Raw genomic sequence first — 14,427 nt, 5'->3', positions numbered from 1 at the left:
AGCGGAGCAGGGCAGGGGCTAGAAGGAGCCGCCCATCTCGTGCAGGCGCTCGACGCGCTGCGGGATCGGCGGGTGCGTCGAGAACAGGCGCGCCATCAGGCCGGGCTTCAGTGGGTCGTTGATCCACAGGTGCGCCATGGAGGAGTTCTGCTTGCGCATGGGACGGCCGTAGGCCTCCAGCTTCTGCAGTGCGCTGGCCAGGGCATCCGGGTGGCGGGTGGTCATCGCGCCGGTCGCGTCGGCGAGGTACTCGCGCTGGCGCGACACGGCCAGCTGCACCAGGGTCGCCACCAGCGGCGCGACGATCGCCGCGATCAGGCCGAACACCAGCACGACCGGGTTGCCGCCGTTGTTGTTGTTCCGGTTGCCGCCGAAGAACGCCATCCGCAGGAAGATGTCGGCGATGAAGCCGATGGCCACGGTGAGCCCGAAGACGATCATCCCGAGCCGGATGTCGTAGTTGCGCACGTGCCCGAGCTCGTGCGCCATGACGCCCTCGAGCTCCGCATCCGTCATGATGTCGAGCAGCCCGGTCGTCGCCGCGACCGACGCGTGCTGCGGATCGCGGCCGGTGGCGAACGCGTTCGGCGCGGGGTCGTTCACGATGTAGACCGCGGGCATGGGCGTCCCGGTGGTGATCGAGAGGTTCTCCACGATGTTCCACAGCCGGGGGTTGTCGGCCTTCTGGATGGGGACGGCCCCGGACATGCTCAGCGCCTGGCTGCTCGCCAGGTAGTACTGGAACAGGGCGTAGAGCACCGCCCCGATCATCACGACGACGAGGATCGTGTAGCTGTTGTAGATGTACGCCGCCAGCCATCCGAGCGCACCGATGAGCACGACAAACAGCAGGATGATGAAGACGGTGTTGCGCTTGTTCCTGGCGATCGCCCGATACATCGAAGCCCTAGAACTGGACGCGCGGGGGCTCGGCGATCGCGGCGAGGTTGTCGACCTCGAAGAACTCGCGCTCGGTGAAGCCCAGCCGGCGGGCGAACAGGTTGTTCGGGAACACCTTGATCTTGGTGTTGAACTCCCGGACCCCGCCGTTGTAGAACCGGCGGCTCGCCTGGATCTTGTCTTCGGTGTCGACCAGATCGGCCTGCAACCGGAGGAAGTTCTGACTCGCCTGCAGCTGCGGGTATGCCTCCGCCACCGCGAAGATGCTCTTCAGCGCGGTCTGCATGTGCCCCTCGGCCACGGACGCCTCGCCCGGCGTCTGCGCCGACAGCGTCTCGGCACGCGCCTTGGTCACGGACTCGAAGACGCCCTTCTCGTGCGCCGCGTAGCCCTTCACCGTCTCGATGAGGTTCGGGATGAGGTCGGCACGGCGCTTCAGCTGGACCGTGATGTCGCTCCACGCCTCGTCGACCCGCACCTTCAGCGTGACCAGGGAGTTGTAGGTGGCCCACAGGTAGATCCCGATGATCGCCACGATCACGACGACGATGATGACCGGAATGAGCCATTCCATGGTGGTAGAACTCCTTGAGTGACGGGCGGCGGGCGGCTGTGTGCGCCGTCCACATCCTAGCTTTCGCGGACCCGCCGCTCACCGCGTTCCCATCACACTCGAAGCAACCGCCTCGCTCCCGGACAGCTGGGTCGGCGGTCGGCCCGGGTGCACAATGGCGTGGTGAGCGAGGTCGCAGAGCGCCGGGGTCCTGGCCGTCCGCGCAAGGAGCGCGGCGGTGCGTCGACGCGGTCGGCGATCCTGCGCGCGGCCGCCGACGAGTTCGCCGAGCGCGGCTACGAGGCGGCCTCCCTGCGGGCGATCGCCCGGCGGGCGGGCGTCGACTCCGCCCTCGTCCACCACTACTTCGACGGCAAGGCCGACCTGTTCGCGGCGACGCTCGAGGCGCCGCTCCGACCCGACCGGGTGCTGGAGGTCGTGCTCGCCGGCCCGAGGGACGCGGTGGGGGAGTCGCTCGTGCGCTACCTGCTGGAACGGCTCGACGATGAGAAGTCCGCGCGGCGGATGGTCGTCATCCTCCGCACCGTGCTCGGCGGCGGCCCCGGCACCCGGATGGTGCGCGAGTTCCTCACCCGTGAGGTGCTGTCGAAGCTCGCGGCGCTGAGCGGTCGGGCCGACGCCGACCTCCGCGCCGAGCTCGCCGCCGCCCAGCTGGTCGGGCTGATGGTCACCCGCTACGCTCTCCGCGTCGAGCCGATCGCCGGGGCGCCCGTCGACGACCTCGCCCGCCGGGTCGGGCCGGTGGTGCAGTGGCACCTGTTCGGCGAGCCCGGTTCGCGTCTTGACGGAGTGGCGTCGCCCGGCGAATAATTCAGCGCATGATGAATTCGCCCGACGCGGCGGAGCCCGCGGTCGTCATCGAACGCCTGCGGGTGCGCCGCGGCCGGACCGACGTGCTGCACGGGCTCGACCTCCACATCCCGCGCGGCCAGGTCGTCGGGCTGCTCGGACCGAGTGGATGCGGCAAGACGACGCTCATGCGCTCGATCGTCGGCGTGCAGCGCGTGAAGGCGGGAACCGTCTCGGTGCTCGGCCAGCCGGCCGGCTCCGCGCCGTTGCGGCACCGCGTCGGCTACGTCACGCAGGCGGCCAGCGTGTACGACGACCTCACCGTCCGGCAGAACCTGGACTACTTCCGCCGAGTGCTCGGCGCCGGCCGCGCCGACGTCGACCGGGCGATCGAGGCCACCGACCTCGGCGACCACGCCGGGCGGCTGGTCTCGGCGCTGTCCGGCGGCCAGGTGAGCCGCGTCTCCCTCGCCGCTGCGCTGCTCGGCTCGCCCGACCTGCTGGTGCTCGACGAGCCGACCGTCGGCCTCGACCCGCTGCTGCGCGTCGAGCTGTGGGGCCTGTTCCACCGGCTCGCCGGCTCAGGGACCAGCCTCCTGATCTCAAGCCATGTGATGGATGAGGCCACGCGCTGCGACCGCCTCATCCTGATGCGGGAGGGGTCGGTGCTCGCGGATACGACCCCGGCCGACCTGCTCGCCCAGACCGGCGCGGCGGACGCGGAGGGCGCCTTCGTGGCGCTGCTGCGCCGCCACCACGCGCGGCACGCGCTGCCCGACGCGGACGGTCCCTCGGGTACATCCGGCCCCGCCGGCATCGGGGAGGATGCGCGATGAACCCGACCCGCACACTCGCGACCGCGGGCCGCGTGCTCACCCAGATCCGCCACGATCCGCGGACCATCGTGCTGCTCCTCGTGGTCCCGAGCCTGCTGATCGGCCTGGTCGCCTGGATCTTCACCGACACGCCCGTCTTCCAGACGATCGGGCCGGCGATCCTCGCGCTGTTCCCGTTCATCGTGATGTTCCTGGTCACCTCGATCACGACCCTGCGGGAACGACGCACCGGGACGCTGGAGCGCCTGCTCTCGATGCCGCTCGGACGCAGCGACTTCATCCTCGGCTACACGCTCGCGTTCGGGCTGCTGGCCGTCGTGCAGGCGCTGCTCGCGTGCGCCTACGCGCTCTGGGTGTGCGGGCTCGACGTGAAGGGCGACCCCTGGCTGCTGGTGGCGGTCGCCGTCACCGATGCCGTGCTCGGCTCGACATTGGGCCTGTTCGCGAGCGCGTTCGCCCGCACCGAGTTTCAGGTCGTGCAGTTCATGCCGCTGCTCGTCTTCCCGCAGATCCTGCTGGGCGGCATCTTCCTCCCGCGCGACCAGCTGCCGGCGGGCCTCCAGGAGTTCAGCGACTGGCTGCCGCTGTCGCACGCGGTGGACGCGCTCAACGCTGTCGCGACGAACTCGCACGACGCCGCCTACGTCGGCGGCCAGCTGCTCATCATCGGCGCCTTCGCGGTCGCCGCGGTCGTGCTCGGCGCCCTCACCCTGCAGCGCCGCACCGCGTAGCCCTGCGCCGCGGCCGCGACTGCGGCCTCCCGGAACGTCTGCGGGTGCGCGCGCAGCCGCAGACGTAACGCACGCCCGCAGTCGCAGCCGACCGCCCGGCTCAGACCGCGGCGGTCGCGTCCTCGTCGGGCTCGGGCAGCTCCGCGGTGCCGGTGTAGCGGTAGCGGACGCGCGTGCCGGTGGGCGGCTCGTCCAGGAGGCGCCACTCGGTGCCGACGTTGTCGCCGTCGCCGACGGTCGAGACCTCGCGGATGACCTCCTTCGGCTGCCCGTCGACGAACGACTGGATGACCTCGGCGTACACCTCGGAGTCCGGGTTCAGCAGCACGGCGATGTAGTGGTCGGATGCTCGCACTTCGCGGGCGGGCACCCAGAGGCGACCGTCGAACTGCACCAGCGTTCCGCCATCGGAGGCGCCGTGCGGTTTGACCCCGGTGACGATGCCGTCCAGCCAGGTATCGCCGTCGCGGTACGCGTACAGCTCGCGCATCGGCGACTCGTAGTCGGCCTCGTCGGCCCCGTCCTCGTCCAAGTACTCCAGCGGTGACGTCATGCCCCGAACCCTACCCCCGCCCGCAGCGCATCGGCGAGGAGGGGAGCGAGGTCGCCGCGGGCGCCGTCGGCGACCCGCACGCCCTCCAGCCCCTGCCAGGCGGCCGTCTCGTGGAGGAGCGGAACGAGCCGGTCGAGCGTCGCGGCCGGCGCGCCCGGCTCGGTCCACGCAGACTGCACGCGCAGCACGCCGGCCTGGCGATCGCTCTTCAGATCGATGCGGCCGACCAGGGCGTCGTCGAGGAGGATCGGCAGCGAGTAGTAGCCGTACACACGCTGCGGCGCCGGCGTGTAGATCTCGATGCGGTAGTGGAACCCGAACATTCGCAGCGCGCGGTCGCGGAACCAGACCACGGGGTCGAACGGCGAGAGCAGGGCGGCCGCCTCGACGCTGCGCGGCTTGCGGGCGTCGCGGTGCAGCCACGCCTTGACCGGACGGCCCGCGCTCTCCCAGCCGGGGACGGTGACGGGGATGAGCTCGCCCGCGTCCTCCAGCTCCTGCAGCGCGACCGCGACCCGCGGCCCCTTGATCCGGTAGTAGTCTGCCAAGTCGCGGGCCGTGCCGATGCCGTAGGCGACCGCGGCGCGGCGCAGCAGCTCGCGGATGGCGTCGGCGTCGTCGACCGTGCGCGACAGGACGCTCGCGGGCAGCACGTCCTCGGCCAGGGCGTAGCGGCGCTGGAACCGCGTGCGCCCGGCGATCGCGACCTCGCCGAACAGGAACATCCGCTCCAGGGCCCGCTTCACCTCCGACCAGCCCCACCACGGGCCCGTGCGATGGTTCGCGTCGTGCTCGATCTCGCCCGCGACCAGCGGGCCACGCGTCGCGAGCTCCGAGCGCAGCCACTCGACCGTGCTGTCGTTGACCTCGAACCAGCTACCCGGGCCGCCGTAGCGCTCGCGGTAGGCGCGCATCCGCCAGGCGAACAGCGGCCAGTCCTCCTTGCGCATGAACGCTGCTTCGTGCGGCCAGTACTCGGTGTGCGGGCCGCGGCCGTCGAAGGTCAGCCGGTCGAGCAGAGCGCGGTCGTACGAGCCGAGCCGGGCGAATGCGGGCAGGTAGTGGCTGCGCTCGAACACGTTCACCGAGTCGATCTGGAGCAGCCCCAGTCGGTCGATCAGCCCGTTGAGCTGGCGCGTGCCGACGACCGCGGGCCGTGGCCTCCCGAACCCCTGGGCGGCGAGCGCGATGCGTCGGGCGAGAGCGGGGGAGACCTGTTCGACCACGGCTCGACCCTACCGACAACCCCGGACATCGGACGTTCACCGAGCCGTCACCCGCACGCGACCGGCCGGACGCCTGACCTTTCTAGCGTGACGCGAGTCCGGGCGCTCCGCCCGGGCGACACCTTGCACTGGAGGAAACCCGTGATCAACAAGCGCGCACGTGTCGCCGGCCTCGCCGCCGCGGCCGCCGTCGTCGCACTCTCGCTCGCCGCCTGCTCGGGCGGGGCGAACGCCAGCACCGAGGACCCCTCGAAGATCAAGACCGCCACCGACGTCGCGTCCGCCGGGGGCATGGACGCGCTGGTCGCGGCCGCGAAGAAGGAGGGCAGCCTCAACATCATCGCGACGCCGGGCGACTGGGCGAACTACCAGGAGATCTTCGACGGCTTCACCAAGAAGTACGGGATCACCATCAACCCGAGCCAGGACAGCGCCTCCAGCCAGGAGGAGATCGACGCCGCCAAGAAGCTCAAGGGCCAGGACACCGCTCCGGACACGTTCGACATCGGCTCCTCGGTCGCGCTCGCGAACACCGAGTACTTCGCGCCGTACAAGCCGACCGGGTGGGACGACATCCCCGAGAATCAGAAGGAGAAGGACGGCCTCTGGAAGGTCGGCTACTACGGCGTCATGGCGGTCGGCTACGACGCCAACAAGATCAAGACCCCGCCGAAGAGCTTCGACGACCTGCTTAGCCCTACGTTCAAGGGCGCCGTCGCGCTCAACGGCAACCCGACCCAGGCGGCCGCCGCGGCCGGCGCGGTCGCGTACGCGACCCTGCAGAACGGCGGGACGCTGGACGACCTGAGCAAGGGCGTCGAGTGGTTCGGCAAGCTCAAGAAGGCGGGCAACTGGAACGCCGCCGACGGCAAGCCGAACACCATCGCCTCCGGTGAGACCCCGGTGCTGCTCGACTGGTCGTTCAACCAGAAGGGCTACGCCACCTCCGACACCATCAAGGGCGGCGGCGTCAACTGGAAGTACGTCGTGCTCCCGGGCACCGCGTACGTCGGCTACTACAACCAGGCCGTCAACAAGGACGCCCCGCACCCCGCGGCCGCCCGCCTGTGGGAGGAGTACCTCTACAGCGACGCGGCTCAGAACGCGTGGCTGAAGGGCGGCGCCTACCCGGCCCGCGTCGACGCGATGGAGAAGGCCGGCACGCTGGACAAGGCCGACTTCCCGGGCAAGCTGGACAAGGTGGCCGTCATGACGGACAAGCAGGCCACCGACGCGGGCACCCTGCTCAACTCCACCTGGGCGAACGCGGTCGGCTGATGACCGACACCGTCGCAGGCGCTGCGACGCCCGCGGCCGGACGCACTGCCGCCGGGAGCTCCGTGACGGAGCCCCGGCGGCAGCCGTCGTCGGCCCGGCCCGCCGGCGCGCGGGCCGGGCGCCGGCGCCGGGGCGGCGTCGCGGCCGTGCTGGGGCTGACCCCCTTCGCCTTCTACGTGGTGGTGTTCCTCGCCGTCCCGACCGTCGTCGCCGTCGGCAGCGGGTTCGTGGACGACGCGGGCCGCTTCACCTGGTCGAATCTCACCGGACTCGCCGAGCCCGCCATCGCCGGGTCGTTCTTCGGCGCCTTCTGGCTCTCCGCCGTCACCGCGATCGTGGGGGCGATCGCCGGCGCCGCGCTCTGCTTCGCCATGCTCCGCTCCCGCCCGGGAGGCGTGACGCGCTCGCTCGTGGACTCGGCCAGCAGCGTCCTCGCCCAGTTCGGCGGCGTGATGCTCGCGTTCGCGTTCATCGCCACGATCGGCGCGCAGGGCCTGGTCACCGTGCTGCTGCGCAACCTCGCGCACATCAACATCTACGAGAACGGCGTCTGGCTGTACACCGTGCCGGGCCTCATCCTGCCGTACCTGTACTTCCAGATCCCGCTCATGGTGATCACTTTCCTGCCCGCGCTGGAGGGCCTGCGCCCCCAGTGGCTGGAGGCGACCGCGACCCTCGGCGGCAGCCGCTGGACGTACTGGACGCGCGTGGGCGGCCCCATCCTGCTCCCGTCCTTCCTCGGCAGCCTGCTGCTGCTGTTCGCGAACGCGTTCTCGTCGTACGCGACCGCCGCGGCCCTCGTCGGCCAGGCGAACAACATCGTGTCACTGCAGATCCGGCAGGCGCTGATCAGCGAGACCGTGCTCGGCCGGGCGAACCTGGCGGGCGCGATGGCGCTCGGGATGCTCGTGGTCATGGTCGTCGTCATGCTCGCCTACTCGGCGCTGGTGCGCCGGACCGCGCGGTGGCAGCGATGACCCGGGCGGTGGATGCGAGGCCGGCGCGCTCGGCGCGACGCCGGCGCGCCCCCGAGCTGCGGCTCGGTCCGGGCCGCACCGTCCGGACCGTGATCTGGGTGGTGCTCGGGCTGTTCTTCCTCATCCCACTGTTCTCGATGGTGGAGTTCACCCTCCGCGGGCCGAAGCCCGGCGTCTACACCCTCGACCGCTGGGTCGCCGTGTTCTCCGGCGAGACGACGCGCTACGACCGCGTCTACCAGGGCCTCGGCAACTCGCTCGTGCTGGCGGCCGTGACCGTCGCGATCGTGCTGCTCGTGCTGCTGCCGACGATCGTGCTGGTCGAGCTCCGCTTCCCGAAGCTGCGCCGCCTGCTCGAGGCGGTCTGCCTGCTGCCCATCATGATCCCCGCGATCGTGATGGTCGTCGGGCTCGCGCCGACCTACGCCGTCGTCACCGACGTGTTCGGCTCCGGCGCCTGGACGCTCGCCTTCGCCTACGGCATCACCGTGCTGCCGTACGCGTACCGCGCGATCCAGAGCAACGTCGCCGGAGTCGACATGGTCACCCTCAGCGAGGCCGCACGCTCCCTCGGAGCCGGCTGGTGGATCGTGTTCTGGCGCGTGCTCGTGCCGAACCTGCGCCGCGGCATCCTGGCCGCCTCCGCGCTGTCGGTCGCCGTCGTCCTGGGCGAGTTCACCATCGCCTCGCTGCTCTCCCGCGTCAACCTGCAGACCTCACTGCTGCTGGTGTCGCAGTCCGACCCCTTCGTCGCGGTCATCTTCGCGCTCCTTGCGCTGGTGTTCGCGTTCGTCCTCCTCGTCGCCGTCGACCGCCTCGTGAGCGTGCGGCGCCGGCGCACCGCGAAAGGCTGACATGACCGCCCTCGAAACGCCCCTCCTCGGCGCGCGCACCGGATCCACGGTGGAGCTGCGCGACCTCGTCCGCGACTTCGGCGGCGGGGCCGGCCTCTCCGGCTTCGACCTGGCGGCCGCGCCCGGCGAGCTGATCGCCCTGCTCGGCCCGAGTGGATGCGGCAAGACGACCGCGCTGCGCTCGCTGGCGGGCCTCGAGCGGGTCGACAGCGGCAGCATCCTCATCGACGGACGCGAGGTCACCGACGAGCCGACCAACCGCCGCGACCTCGGGATGGTGTTCCAGTCGTACTCGCTGTTCCCGCACCTGACGTCGGGCCAGAACGTGGAGTTCGGTCTCCGGATGCGGCGCGTCGCCCCGGCCGAGCGCCGCCGCCGGGCGGAGGCCGCCCTGGAGCTGGTCGGCCTCGACCACCACGCGGGCCGCTACGCCCACCAGCTGTCCGGCGGCCAGCAGCAGCGCGTCGCGCTCGCCCGCGCGCTCGTCACCGAGCCGCGGGTGCTGCTGCTCGACGAACCGCTGTCGGCGCTCGACGCGAAGGTCAGGGTGCAGCTCCGCGACGAGATCCGCCGCATCCAGACCGAGCTCGGCATCACCACCTTCTTCGTCACCCACGACCAGGAGGAGGCGCTCGCCGTGGCCGACCGGGTCGCCGTCATGCGGTCGGGCCGGATCGAGCAGATCGGCAGCCCGGAAGAGCTGTACCACCGGCCGGCGACGACGTTCGTGGCCGAGTTCGTGGGCCTGACGAACCGCGTCGAGGGCAAGGTCTCGGGCGGACGACTCCACGTGCTCGGCCAGGAGGTGCCGCTGGCGTCGGAGGCCGTCGACGGACCGGTCACCGCCTACCTGCGGCCGGAGGACGTGCTGCTCACGGCGGACGGCCTCCCCGCCGTCGTGCTCACCACCAGCTTCCTCGGCGCACTCCGCCGGACGCGCGTGCGCCTCGCGGACGGCACCGAGCTCTCCCTGCAGCACGGCGCCCGCGAGCGGCCGGAGCCGGGCGAGCGGGTGTCCGTCGCCCTGACGGGCTCCCCGGTCACGGTCGCCCCGCGCACCGACGCCTGACGTCGACGCCTAGCGTCGGAGATTCGGCCGCGACGCGTTCGAATCTCCGACGTCAGGCGGCGCAGACGGAGAATCGAACGTTCGATCGCTGTCGAAAACCGGGCAGTCCCGTGGCGCGGGCTCCGGAGTAGAGTCCGCGCATGTCCAGCGAGTCTCCACTCTCGGGGGAGCGCGCGGGGGACGACCAGGAAGCCGCTGTGCCGATCGATCCCGCGACGTTCGAGCGAACCCAGTCCCTCACGGACATCGCGCACCGCATCACCGTGCGCGATGTCATCACCTTCCCGTGGTTCCGCCCCATCGACACCATCAGCCCCACCCACACTGTGGGGAAGGGACGGACCAACCTCACCCTGATCGCCCCCGACATCATGCAGACGGACACGACCGGCACGCCCTACGCGTCGTTCAGCTTCCGTCCGACGCCGTCGGGCGGGCCCGGGGTCTCGGTGCACTTCACCCCCGGCGACTACGGCGCCACGACGGTGAGCGACTACCTGATCACGTTCGTGGTCACGGCCAACGGCGCCGTCAACCTGAACGTGGGCGGCTTCGCCGGCGGCTCCACGCCGACGGGACTCGGCCCGCGCACGGTCAACGGCAATGTCGCGATCGTGGTCGGCCTGAAGAGCGTGCCGCCGACGCAGGTGACCTACGCGTCCATCCAGCAGACGGGAGGCGCGGGGTGGCAGTGGTTCCGCACGGCCATCGAGTACCCGCCGCTGATCATCCAACTGTGAAGCCCCTGCCTGCTGCGTGAGCCGTTCCCGGCCCGGCCCCCGCCGCGGCCTACACTGGCGGGCATGTCAGACATCGACCGCCCCGCCCAGCCGCACGTTCCCACGCCCGGCGAGGCGGCCGAGACGAACCGTGCGCCCGCGCGCTCCTGGTTCCAGCGCCGCCGCCGCGAGCTCGGTGAGCCCGTCGAGCCGGCCGACGAGGCCGTGCCGCGCGGGATGCGGATCGCCGGAGCCTGGTCCTGGCGTCTGCTGGTCGTGGGCGCCGTCATCGCGGTGCTCATCTTCCTCATCATCCAGCTCAAACTGATCGTGATCCCGGTCCTGATCGCCGTGCTGCTCTCCGGACTGCTGGTGCCGTTCAAGGATCTCCTCATCCGGCACCGCTGGCCGAAGTGGCTCGCGATCGTCACCGTGCTGATCGTGCTGGTCGTGGTCGTGGCCGGGCTGTTCTACCTCGCGATCTGGCAGGTGACGCGGCAGAGCGGGCAGCTGCGGGACCAGACGGTCACCGCATTCAACGGCCTGCAGCAGTGGCTGACCACCGGTCCGCTCGGACTCACGCACGACCAGATCAGCGGCGCGTTCGCGTCGCTCGGGAAGTCGATCCAGCAGGACGGCCAGGTCTTCCTCTCGGGCGCGCTCTCGGTCGGCTCGACGCTGGGCCACGTGCTCGCCGGTGCGCTGCTCACCCTGTTCAGCACCATCTTCATCCTCATCGACGGTAAGGGCATCTGGGCGTGGATCGTCCGGATCTTCCCCAAGCGGGCCCGACCCGCGGTCGACGGCGCCGGCAAGGCGGGCTGGGTCACCCTCCGCAACTTCGCCAAGGTGCAGGTGCTCGTCGCCTCCATCGACGCGCTCGGCATCGGCCTCGGTGCGTTCTTCCTCGGGCTGCCGCTCGTCCTCCCGATCGCGGTGCTGGTGTTCCTGGGGTCGTTCATCCCCGTCGTCGGCGCGGTCGTCACCGGCGCGCTCGCCGTGTTCATCGCGCTCGTGTTCAAGGGATGGGTGTTCGCGCTCATCATGCTCGGCATCGTGCTGCTGGTGCAGCAGATCGAGGGACACATCCTGCAGCCGCTCATCATGGGTTCCGCCGTCAAGGTGCACCCGTTGGCGGTCGTGCTCGCCGTCGCGGCGGGATCGCTGCTCGCCGGCATCCCGGGCGCCCTGTTCGCGGTGCCGTTCGTCGCGGTGCTCAACGTGATGGTGCACTACGTCTCCAGCGGCGTCTGGCGGACCGACCCCGGCGCGGTGTGGAAGGACGCCCCCGACCGCGCCATCTGGGAGACGGTGCCACGGCCGGTGCGGAAGCCTCCGACGCGGCCGTGACCGCGGGAAACCCTATGCGGGCATGAGAATACGTCCGCCGGTAGGCTGACGAGGTGGCAACCGCGACCGATCACACGCGCACCCCGTTCGCCGGCCCCGGGCTCGGCGAGTTCGAGGCGGCACGGGCCACGGTCGCGCGTGTCGCCCAGCCGACGCCGATGGAGAGCTCGCGATATCTGAGCGACCTGCTCGGCGCGCCCGTCCTGCTCAAGTGCGAGAACCTGCAGCGCACCGGGTCGTACAAGATCCGCGGCGCCTACAACCGGCTGTCGAAGCTGAGCGCGGAGGAGCGCGAGCGGGGGGTCGTCGCCGCCTCGGCCGGCAACCACGCGCAGGGCGTCGCGTTCGCGGCGCGCGAGCTCGGCATCCACGCCACGATCTTCATGCCGGTCGGGGTCGCGATCCCGAAGTTCCAGGCGACGCGCGCCTACGGAGCCGACGTCGTGCTGAGCGGCAGCATCGTGGACGAGACGCTCCAGGCGGCGGCGGACTTCGCTGCCGAGACCGGCGCGGTGCTCATCCCGCCGTTCGATCACCCGGACGTGATCGCGGGCCAGGGCACCCTGGGGCTGGAGATCCTCGACGCGGTCCCCGACGTCGCGACGGTCGTCGTGCCGATCGGCGGCGGCGGACTGATCTCCGGAGTGGCGAGCGCCATCAAGCAGCGCGCAGCGATCGAGGGGCGAACGGTCCGCGTGATCGGTGTGCAGGCCGCGAACGCCGCCGCGTACCCGCCCTCGCTCGCGGCGGGCGAGCCCACAGACATCGCCCTCCTCGCGACGATCGCCGACGGCATCGCCGTGCGGCGGCCGGGCGCGCTCAACTTCGAGATCATCCGCGAGGCGGTGGACGCCGTGGTCACGGTGTCGGAGGACGACATCGCCCGCGCGATGGTGATGCTCCTGGAGCGGGCCAAGCTCGTCGTGGAGCCGGCCGGCGCGGCCGGCGTCGCCGCCATCCTGACCGGCCAGGTGCCGGCCGACGGCACGACGGTGGCGATCCTCTCCGGCGGCAACATCGACCCGCTGCTCATGCAGCGCGTGATCAGCCAGGGCCTCGCGGCGTCCGACCGCTACCTGAAGCTGCGGATCATGCTCCCCGACCGGCCGGGCCAGCTCGCCCGCATCGCCGAGATCCTCGCGGGCGTGAACGCGAACGTCGTCGAGGTGCTGCACACGCGCCACGGCCGCGGGATGCAGCTCAGCCAGGTCGAGCTCGACGTGAGCGTCGAGACGCGCGGCACCGAGCACCGCGGCCACGTCATCGACGCCCTCCGAGCCGCCGGCTACGACCCCGTCGTCGACGACGAGTAGCCTTCACGCACACCGCACACGCCAAGAGCTCCGGACTTTTTCGAGCGAATCGTGTGGATTCGGTCGAAAAAGTCCGGAGCTCTTGGCTGCGGGGCAGCGGGGGCCCGGGGAGGTTACTGGCCGGAGTAGGTCTCGACCTTGGTGACCTCGACCGGGATCTGGCGGCCGTTGGGGGCCGTGTACTCGGTCTTCTCGCCGACCTTGAGGCCGAGGATCGCGGAACCGAGCGGGCTCTGCTCGCTGTAGACCGGGAGGTCGGTGCCGGTCGCGATCTCGCGGTTGCCGATCAGGAAGACGCTCTCGTCGCCCGCGATCGTCGCGGTGATGACGGTGCCCGGCTCGACGACGCCGTGGCTCTCCGGAGCGGCGCCGACGGTCGCGCTGCGCAGCAGGTTCGTCAGCTGCACGATGCGGGCCTCGATCTTGCCCTGCTCCTCCTTCGCGGCGTGGTAGCCGCCGTTCTCCTTGAGGTCGCCCTCCTCGCGGGCCGCCTCGATGCGCTTCGCGATCTCGTTACGGCCGTTGACGCTGAGCTCCTCGAGTTCGGCCGAGAGACGGTCGTACGCGTCCTGGGTCAGAAACGTGACCTGAGACTCCTGAGACATGATGAACTCCTTCGCGCCTGTGCGGTATGGACCGCGTCGGCTGATGGGCCGGTCTGACTACCGGGTGTAAAGTCGACGCCCCGGCGATGCCGGGGCGTATCCGCACAATACTAGGTCAGCCAGCAGGTGTTGATCAAACCCGTGTTGGGCTTCATGATCGTGCGGATGCTCTCGTTGTGAGTGGTCACGCGGGTGTCGGACCCGGGGTACTCGACGACGCGCCAGCCGACGATCGCGAAGTCCTCGTTCAGCGCCTGCAGGGCGCACGTCACGGGCGTCCCGGGCGGAGCGTTGATCGTGAACGAGATGTCGACGTGGTGGTCGTCGGGGATCGTGTACGCGGTGTCGGTGGTCTCGAGGTCGGCGCCGTTGTTGTCCCAGCCGGCCCAGAAGACCCAGGCGGTGACGACGGCGACCAGTCCGATGAGCCCGCCGATCAGCAGCCACCGGTCGCGTCGCTTGCGCTGCGGGGTGCGGCCGTACCGGGTGTCGAGGCTCGGGGTCGCCGTCATGCGTGCACCGCCATGCCGTCCAGCACAACCCTCCCGGTCTCAGGGGCCTCCCGCCGGGCGACGGTAGGCTGAGACCAGCCTAGGAGACGAAGCTGTGAATGCCTTCGCCCGCCTCCTGCTCGTCGACGTGAAAGTGGAGAC

At 70.8% G+C, this 14,427-nt stretch carries 16 protein-coding genes; 10 read left to right on the top strand and 6 right to left on the bottom strand.

Translation table 11 applies throughout. The annotated features are described in order from the left end of the window. Positions 1 to 18: 18 nt before the first annotated feature. On the bottom strand, positions 19 to 900 hold the full coding sequence (locus HNO83_RS13750) for a M48 family metalloprotease (RefSeq protein ID WP_175338077.1): 882 nt from the start codon (positions 898 to 900) through the stop codon (positions 19 to 21). Between the two features lie 7 nt (positions 901 to 907). Then, positions 908 to 1,474 carry a LemA family protein gene (locus tag HNO83_RS13745; RefSeq protein ID WP_115695507.1) on the bottom strand — a complete coding sequence of 189 codons (567 nt, stop codon included), beginning with the start codon at positions 1,472 to 1,474 and terminating at the stop codon, positions 908 to 910. Between the two features lie 162 nt (positions 1,475 to 1,636). Here HNO83_RS13745 and HNO83_RS13740 point away from each other — a divergent pair, with 162 nt between their 5' ends. From HNO83_RS13740 to HNO83_RS13730, 3 genes are read left to right on the top strand one after another with little or no spacing between them, the layout of a single operon-like run. Next, the gene (locus HNO83_RS13740; RefSeq protein WP_349627211.1) at positions 1,637 to 2,284 is read left to right on the top strand and encodes a TetR/AcrR family transcriptional regulator; all 648 of its coding nucleotides are present in this window, start codon (positions 1,637 to 1,639) and stop codon (positions 2,282 to 2,284) included. A gap of 11 nt (positions 2,285 to 2,295) precedes the next feature. Beyond that, on the top strand, positions 2,296 to 3,099 hold the full coding sequence (locus HNO83_RS13735; RefSeq protein WP_502708437.1) for an ABC transporter ATP-binding protein: 804 nt from the start codon (positions 2,296 to 2,298) through the stop codon (positions 3,097 to 3,099). Further along, the gene (locus HNO83_RS13730) at positions 3,096 to 3,830 is read left to right on the top strand and encodes an ABC transporter permease (RefSeq protein ID WP_175338075.1); all 735 of its coding nucleotides are present in this window, start codon (positions 3,096 to 3,098) and stop codon (positions 3,828 to 3,830) included. The genes HNO83_RS13735 and HNO83_RS13730 overlap by 4 nt, the downstream gene beginning before the upstream one ends. Positions 3,831 to 3,930: 100 nt before the next feature. Here the strand turns inward: HNO83_RS13730 and HNO83_RS13725 are convergent, their stop codons facing one another. Then, a complete protein-coding gene (locus HNO83_RS13725) occupies positions 3,931 to 4,383 on the bottom strand; it encodes a hypothetical protein (RefSeq protein WP_175338074.1) in 453 nt (150 codons plus the stop codon). Beyond that, positions 4,380 to 5,609 carry a winged helix-turn-helix domain-containing protein gene (locus tag HNO83_RS13720; protein ID WP_175338073.1) on the bottom strand — a complete coding sequence of 410 codons (1,230 nt, stop codon included), beginning with the start codon at positions 5,607 to 5,609 and terminating at the stop codon, positions 4,380 to 4,382. Before HNO83_RS13720 ends, HNO83_RS13725 begins: the two co-directional genes overlap by 4 nt. A 141-nt stretch (positions 5,610 to 5,750) precedes the next feature. On the opposite strand from HNO83_RS13720, the gene HNO83_RS13715 reads away from it, so the two are divergent. The 7 genes from HNO83_RS13715 (at position 5,751) to ilvA (ending at position 13,169) form a co-directional block, all read left to right on the top strand. After that, positions 5,751 to 6,887, top strand: coding sequence for an ABC transporter substrate-binding protein (locus HNO83_RS13715; RefSeq protein WP_175338072.1), 1,137 nt, complete (start codon positions 5,751 to 5,753; stop codon positions 6,885 to 6,887). Next, positions 6,866 to 7,864, top strand: coding sequence for an ABC transporter permease (locus HNO83_RS13710; protein WP_175338166.1), 999 nt, complete (start codon positions 6,866 to 6,868; stop codon positions 7,862 to 7,864). The genes HNO83_RS13715 and HNO83_RS13710 overlap by 22 nt, the downstream gene beginning before the upstream one ends. Beyond that, positions 7,852 to 8,718 carry an ABC transporter permease gene (locus HNO83_RS13705; RefSeq protein WP_175338071.1) on the top strand — a complete coding sequence of 289 codons (867 nt, stop codon included), beginning with the start codon at positions 7,852 to 7,854 and terminating at the stop codon, positions 8,716 to 8,718. The genes HNO83_RS13710 and HNO83_RS13705 overlap by 13 nt, the downstream gene beginning before the upstream one ends. A 1-nt stretch (position 8,719) precedes the next feature. Then, positions 8,720 to 9,787: an ABC transporter ATP-binding protein gene (locus HNO83_RS13700; protein ID WP_175338070.1), complete on the top strand. Its 1,068-nt coding sequence runs from the start codon at positions 8,720 to 8,722 to the stop codon at positions 9,785 to 9,787. A gap of 140 nt (positions 9,788 to 9,927) precedes the next feature. Then, complete coding sequence (locus HNO83_RS13695) at positions 9,928 to 10,527, top strand: hypothetical protein (protein WP_217499037.1); 600 nt, start codon at positions 9,928 to 9,930, stop codon at positions 10,525 to 10,527. A gap of 63 nt (positions 10,528 to 10,590) precedes the next feature. Next, on the top strand, positions 10,591 to 11,856 hold the full coding sequence (locus HNO83_RS13690) for an AI-2E family transporter (protein ID WP_175338069.1): 1,266 nt from the start codon (positions 10,591 to 10,593) through the stop codon (positions 11,854 to 11,856). Between the two features lie 53 nt (positions 11,857 to 11,909). Beyond that, positions 11,910 to 13,169, top strand: coding sequence for a threonine ammonia-lyase (gene ilvA, locus HNO83_RS13685; protein WP_175338068.1), 1,260 nt, complete (start codon positions 11,910 to 11,912; stop codon positions 13,167 to 13,169). Between the two features lie 113 nt (positions 13,170 to 13,282). Here ilvA and greA read toward each other — a convergent pair whose 3' ends face one another. Further along, positions 13,283 to 13,774, bottom strand: coding sequence for a transcription elongation factor GreA (gene greA, locus HNO83_RS13680; RefSeq protein WP_175338067.1), 492 nt, complete (start codon positions 13,772 to 13,774; stop codon positions 13,283 to 13,285). A gap of 110 nt (positions 13,775 to 13,884) precedes the next feature. Then, on the bottom strand, positions 13,885 to 14,286 hold the full coding sequence (locus tag HNO83_RS13675) for a DUF4307 domain-containing protein (protein ID WP_175338066.1): 402 nt from the start codon (positions 14,284 to 14,286) through the stop codon (positions 13,885 to 13,887). Between the last annotated feature and the right edge of the window lie 141 nt (positions 14,287 to 14,427).

It is taken from the genome of Leifsonia sp. C5G2 (genome assembly GCF_013359685.1).
Lineage (GTDB): Bacteria > Actinomycetota > Actinomycetes > Actinomycetales > Microbacteriaceae > Leifsonia.
Note: the sequence above shows the minus strand (reverse complement) of the source record. Positions and strands in the feature narration are given on the sequence as shown.

What these genes read in the sequence shown, in the direction of transcription:
- HNO83_RS13750 (WP_175338077.1), bottom strand. Translation starts at nt 900, where the DNA reads ATGTATCGGGCGATCGCCAGGAACAAGCGCAACACCGTCTTCATCATC.
- HNO83_RS13745 (WP_115695507.1), bottom strand. Translation starts at nt 1,474, where the DNA reads ATGGAATGGCTCATTCCGGTCATCATCGTCGTCGTGATCGTGGCGATC.
- HNO83_RS13735 (WP_502708437.1), top strand. Translation starts at nt 2,296, where the DNA reads ATGAATTCGCCCGACGCGGCGGAGCCCGCGGTCGTCATCGAACGCCTG.
- HNO83_RS13730 (WP_175338075.1), top strand. Translation starts at nt 3,096, where the DNA reads ATGAACCCGACCCGCACACTCGCGACCGCGGGCCGCGTGCTCACCCAG.
- HNO83_RS13725 (WP_175338074.1), bottom strand. Translation starts at nt 4,383, where the DNA reads ATGACGTCACCGCTGGAGTACTTGGACGAGGACGGGGCCGACGAGGCC.
- HNO83_RS13700 (WP_175338070.1), top strand. Translation starts at nt 8,720, where the DNA reads ATGACCGCCCTCGAAACGCCCCTCCTCGGCGCGCGCACCGGATCCACG.
- HNO83_RS13695 (WP_217499037.1), top strand. Translation starts at nt 9,928, where the DNA reads ATGTCCAGCGAGTCTCCACTCTCGGGGGAGCGCGCGGGGGACGACCAG.
- HNO83_RS13690 (WP_175338069.1), top strand. Translation starts at nt 10,591, where the DNA reads ATGTCAGACATCGACCGCCCCGCCCAGCCGCACGTTCCCACGCCCGGC.
- greA (WP_175338067.1), bottom strand. Translation starts at nt 13,774, where the DNA reads ATGTCTCAGGAGTCTCAGGTCACGTTTCTGACCCAGGACGCGTACGAC.
- HNO83_RS13675 (WP_175338066.1), bottom strand. Translation starts at nt 14,286, where the DNA reads ATGACGGCGACCCCGAGCCTCGACACCCGGTACGGCCGCACCCCGCAG.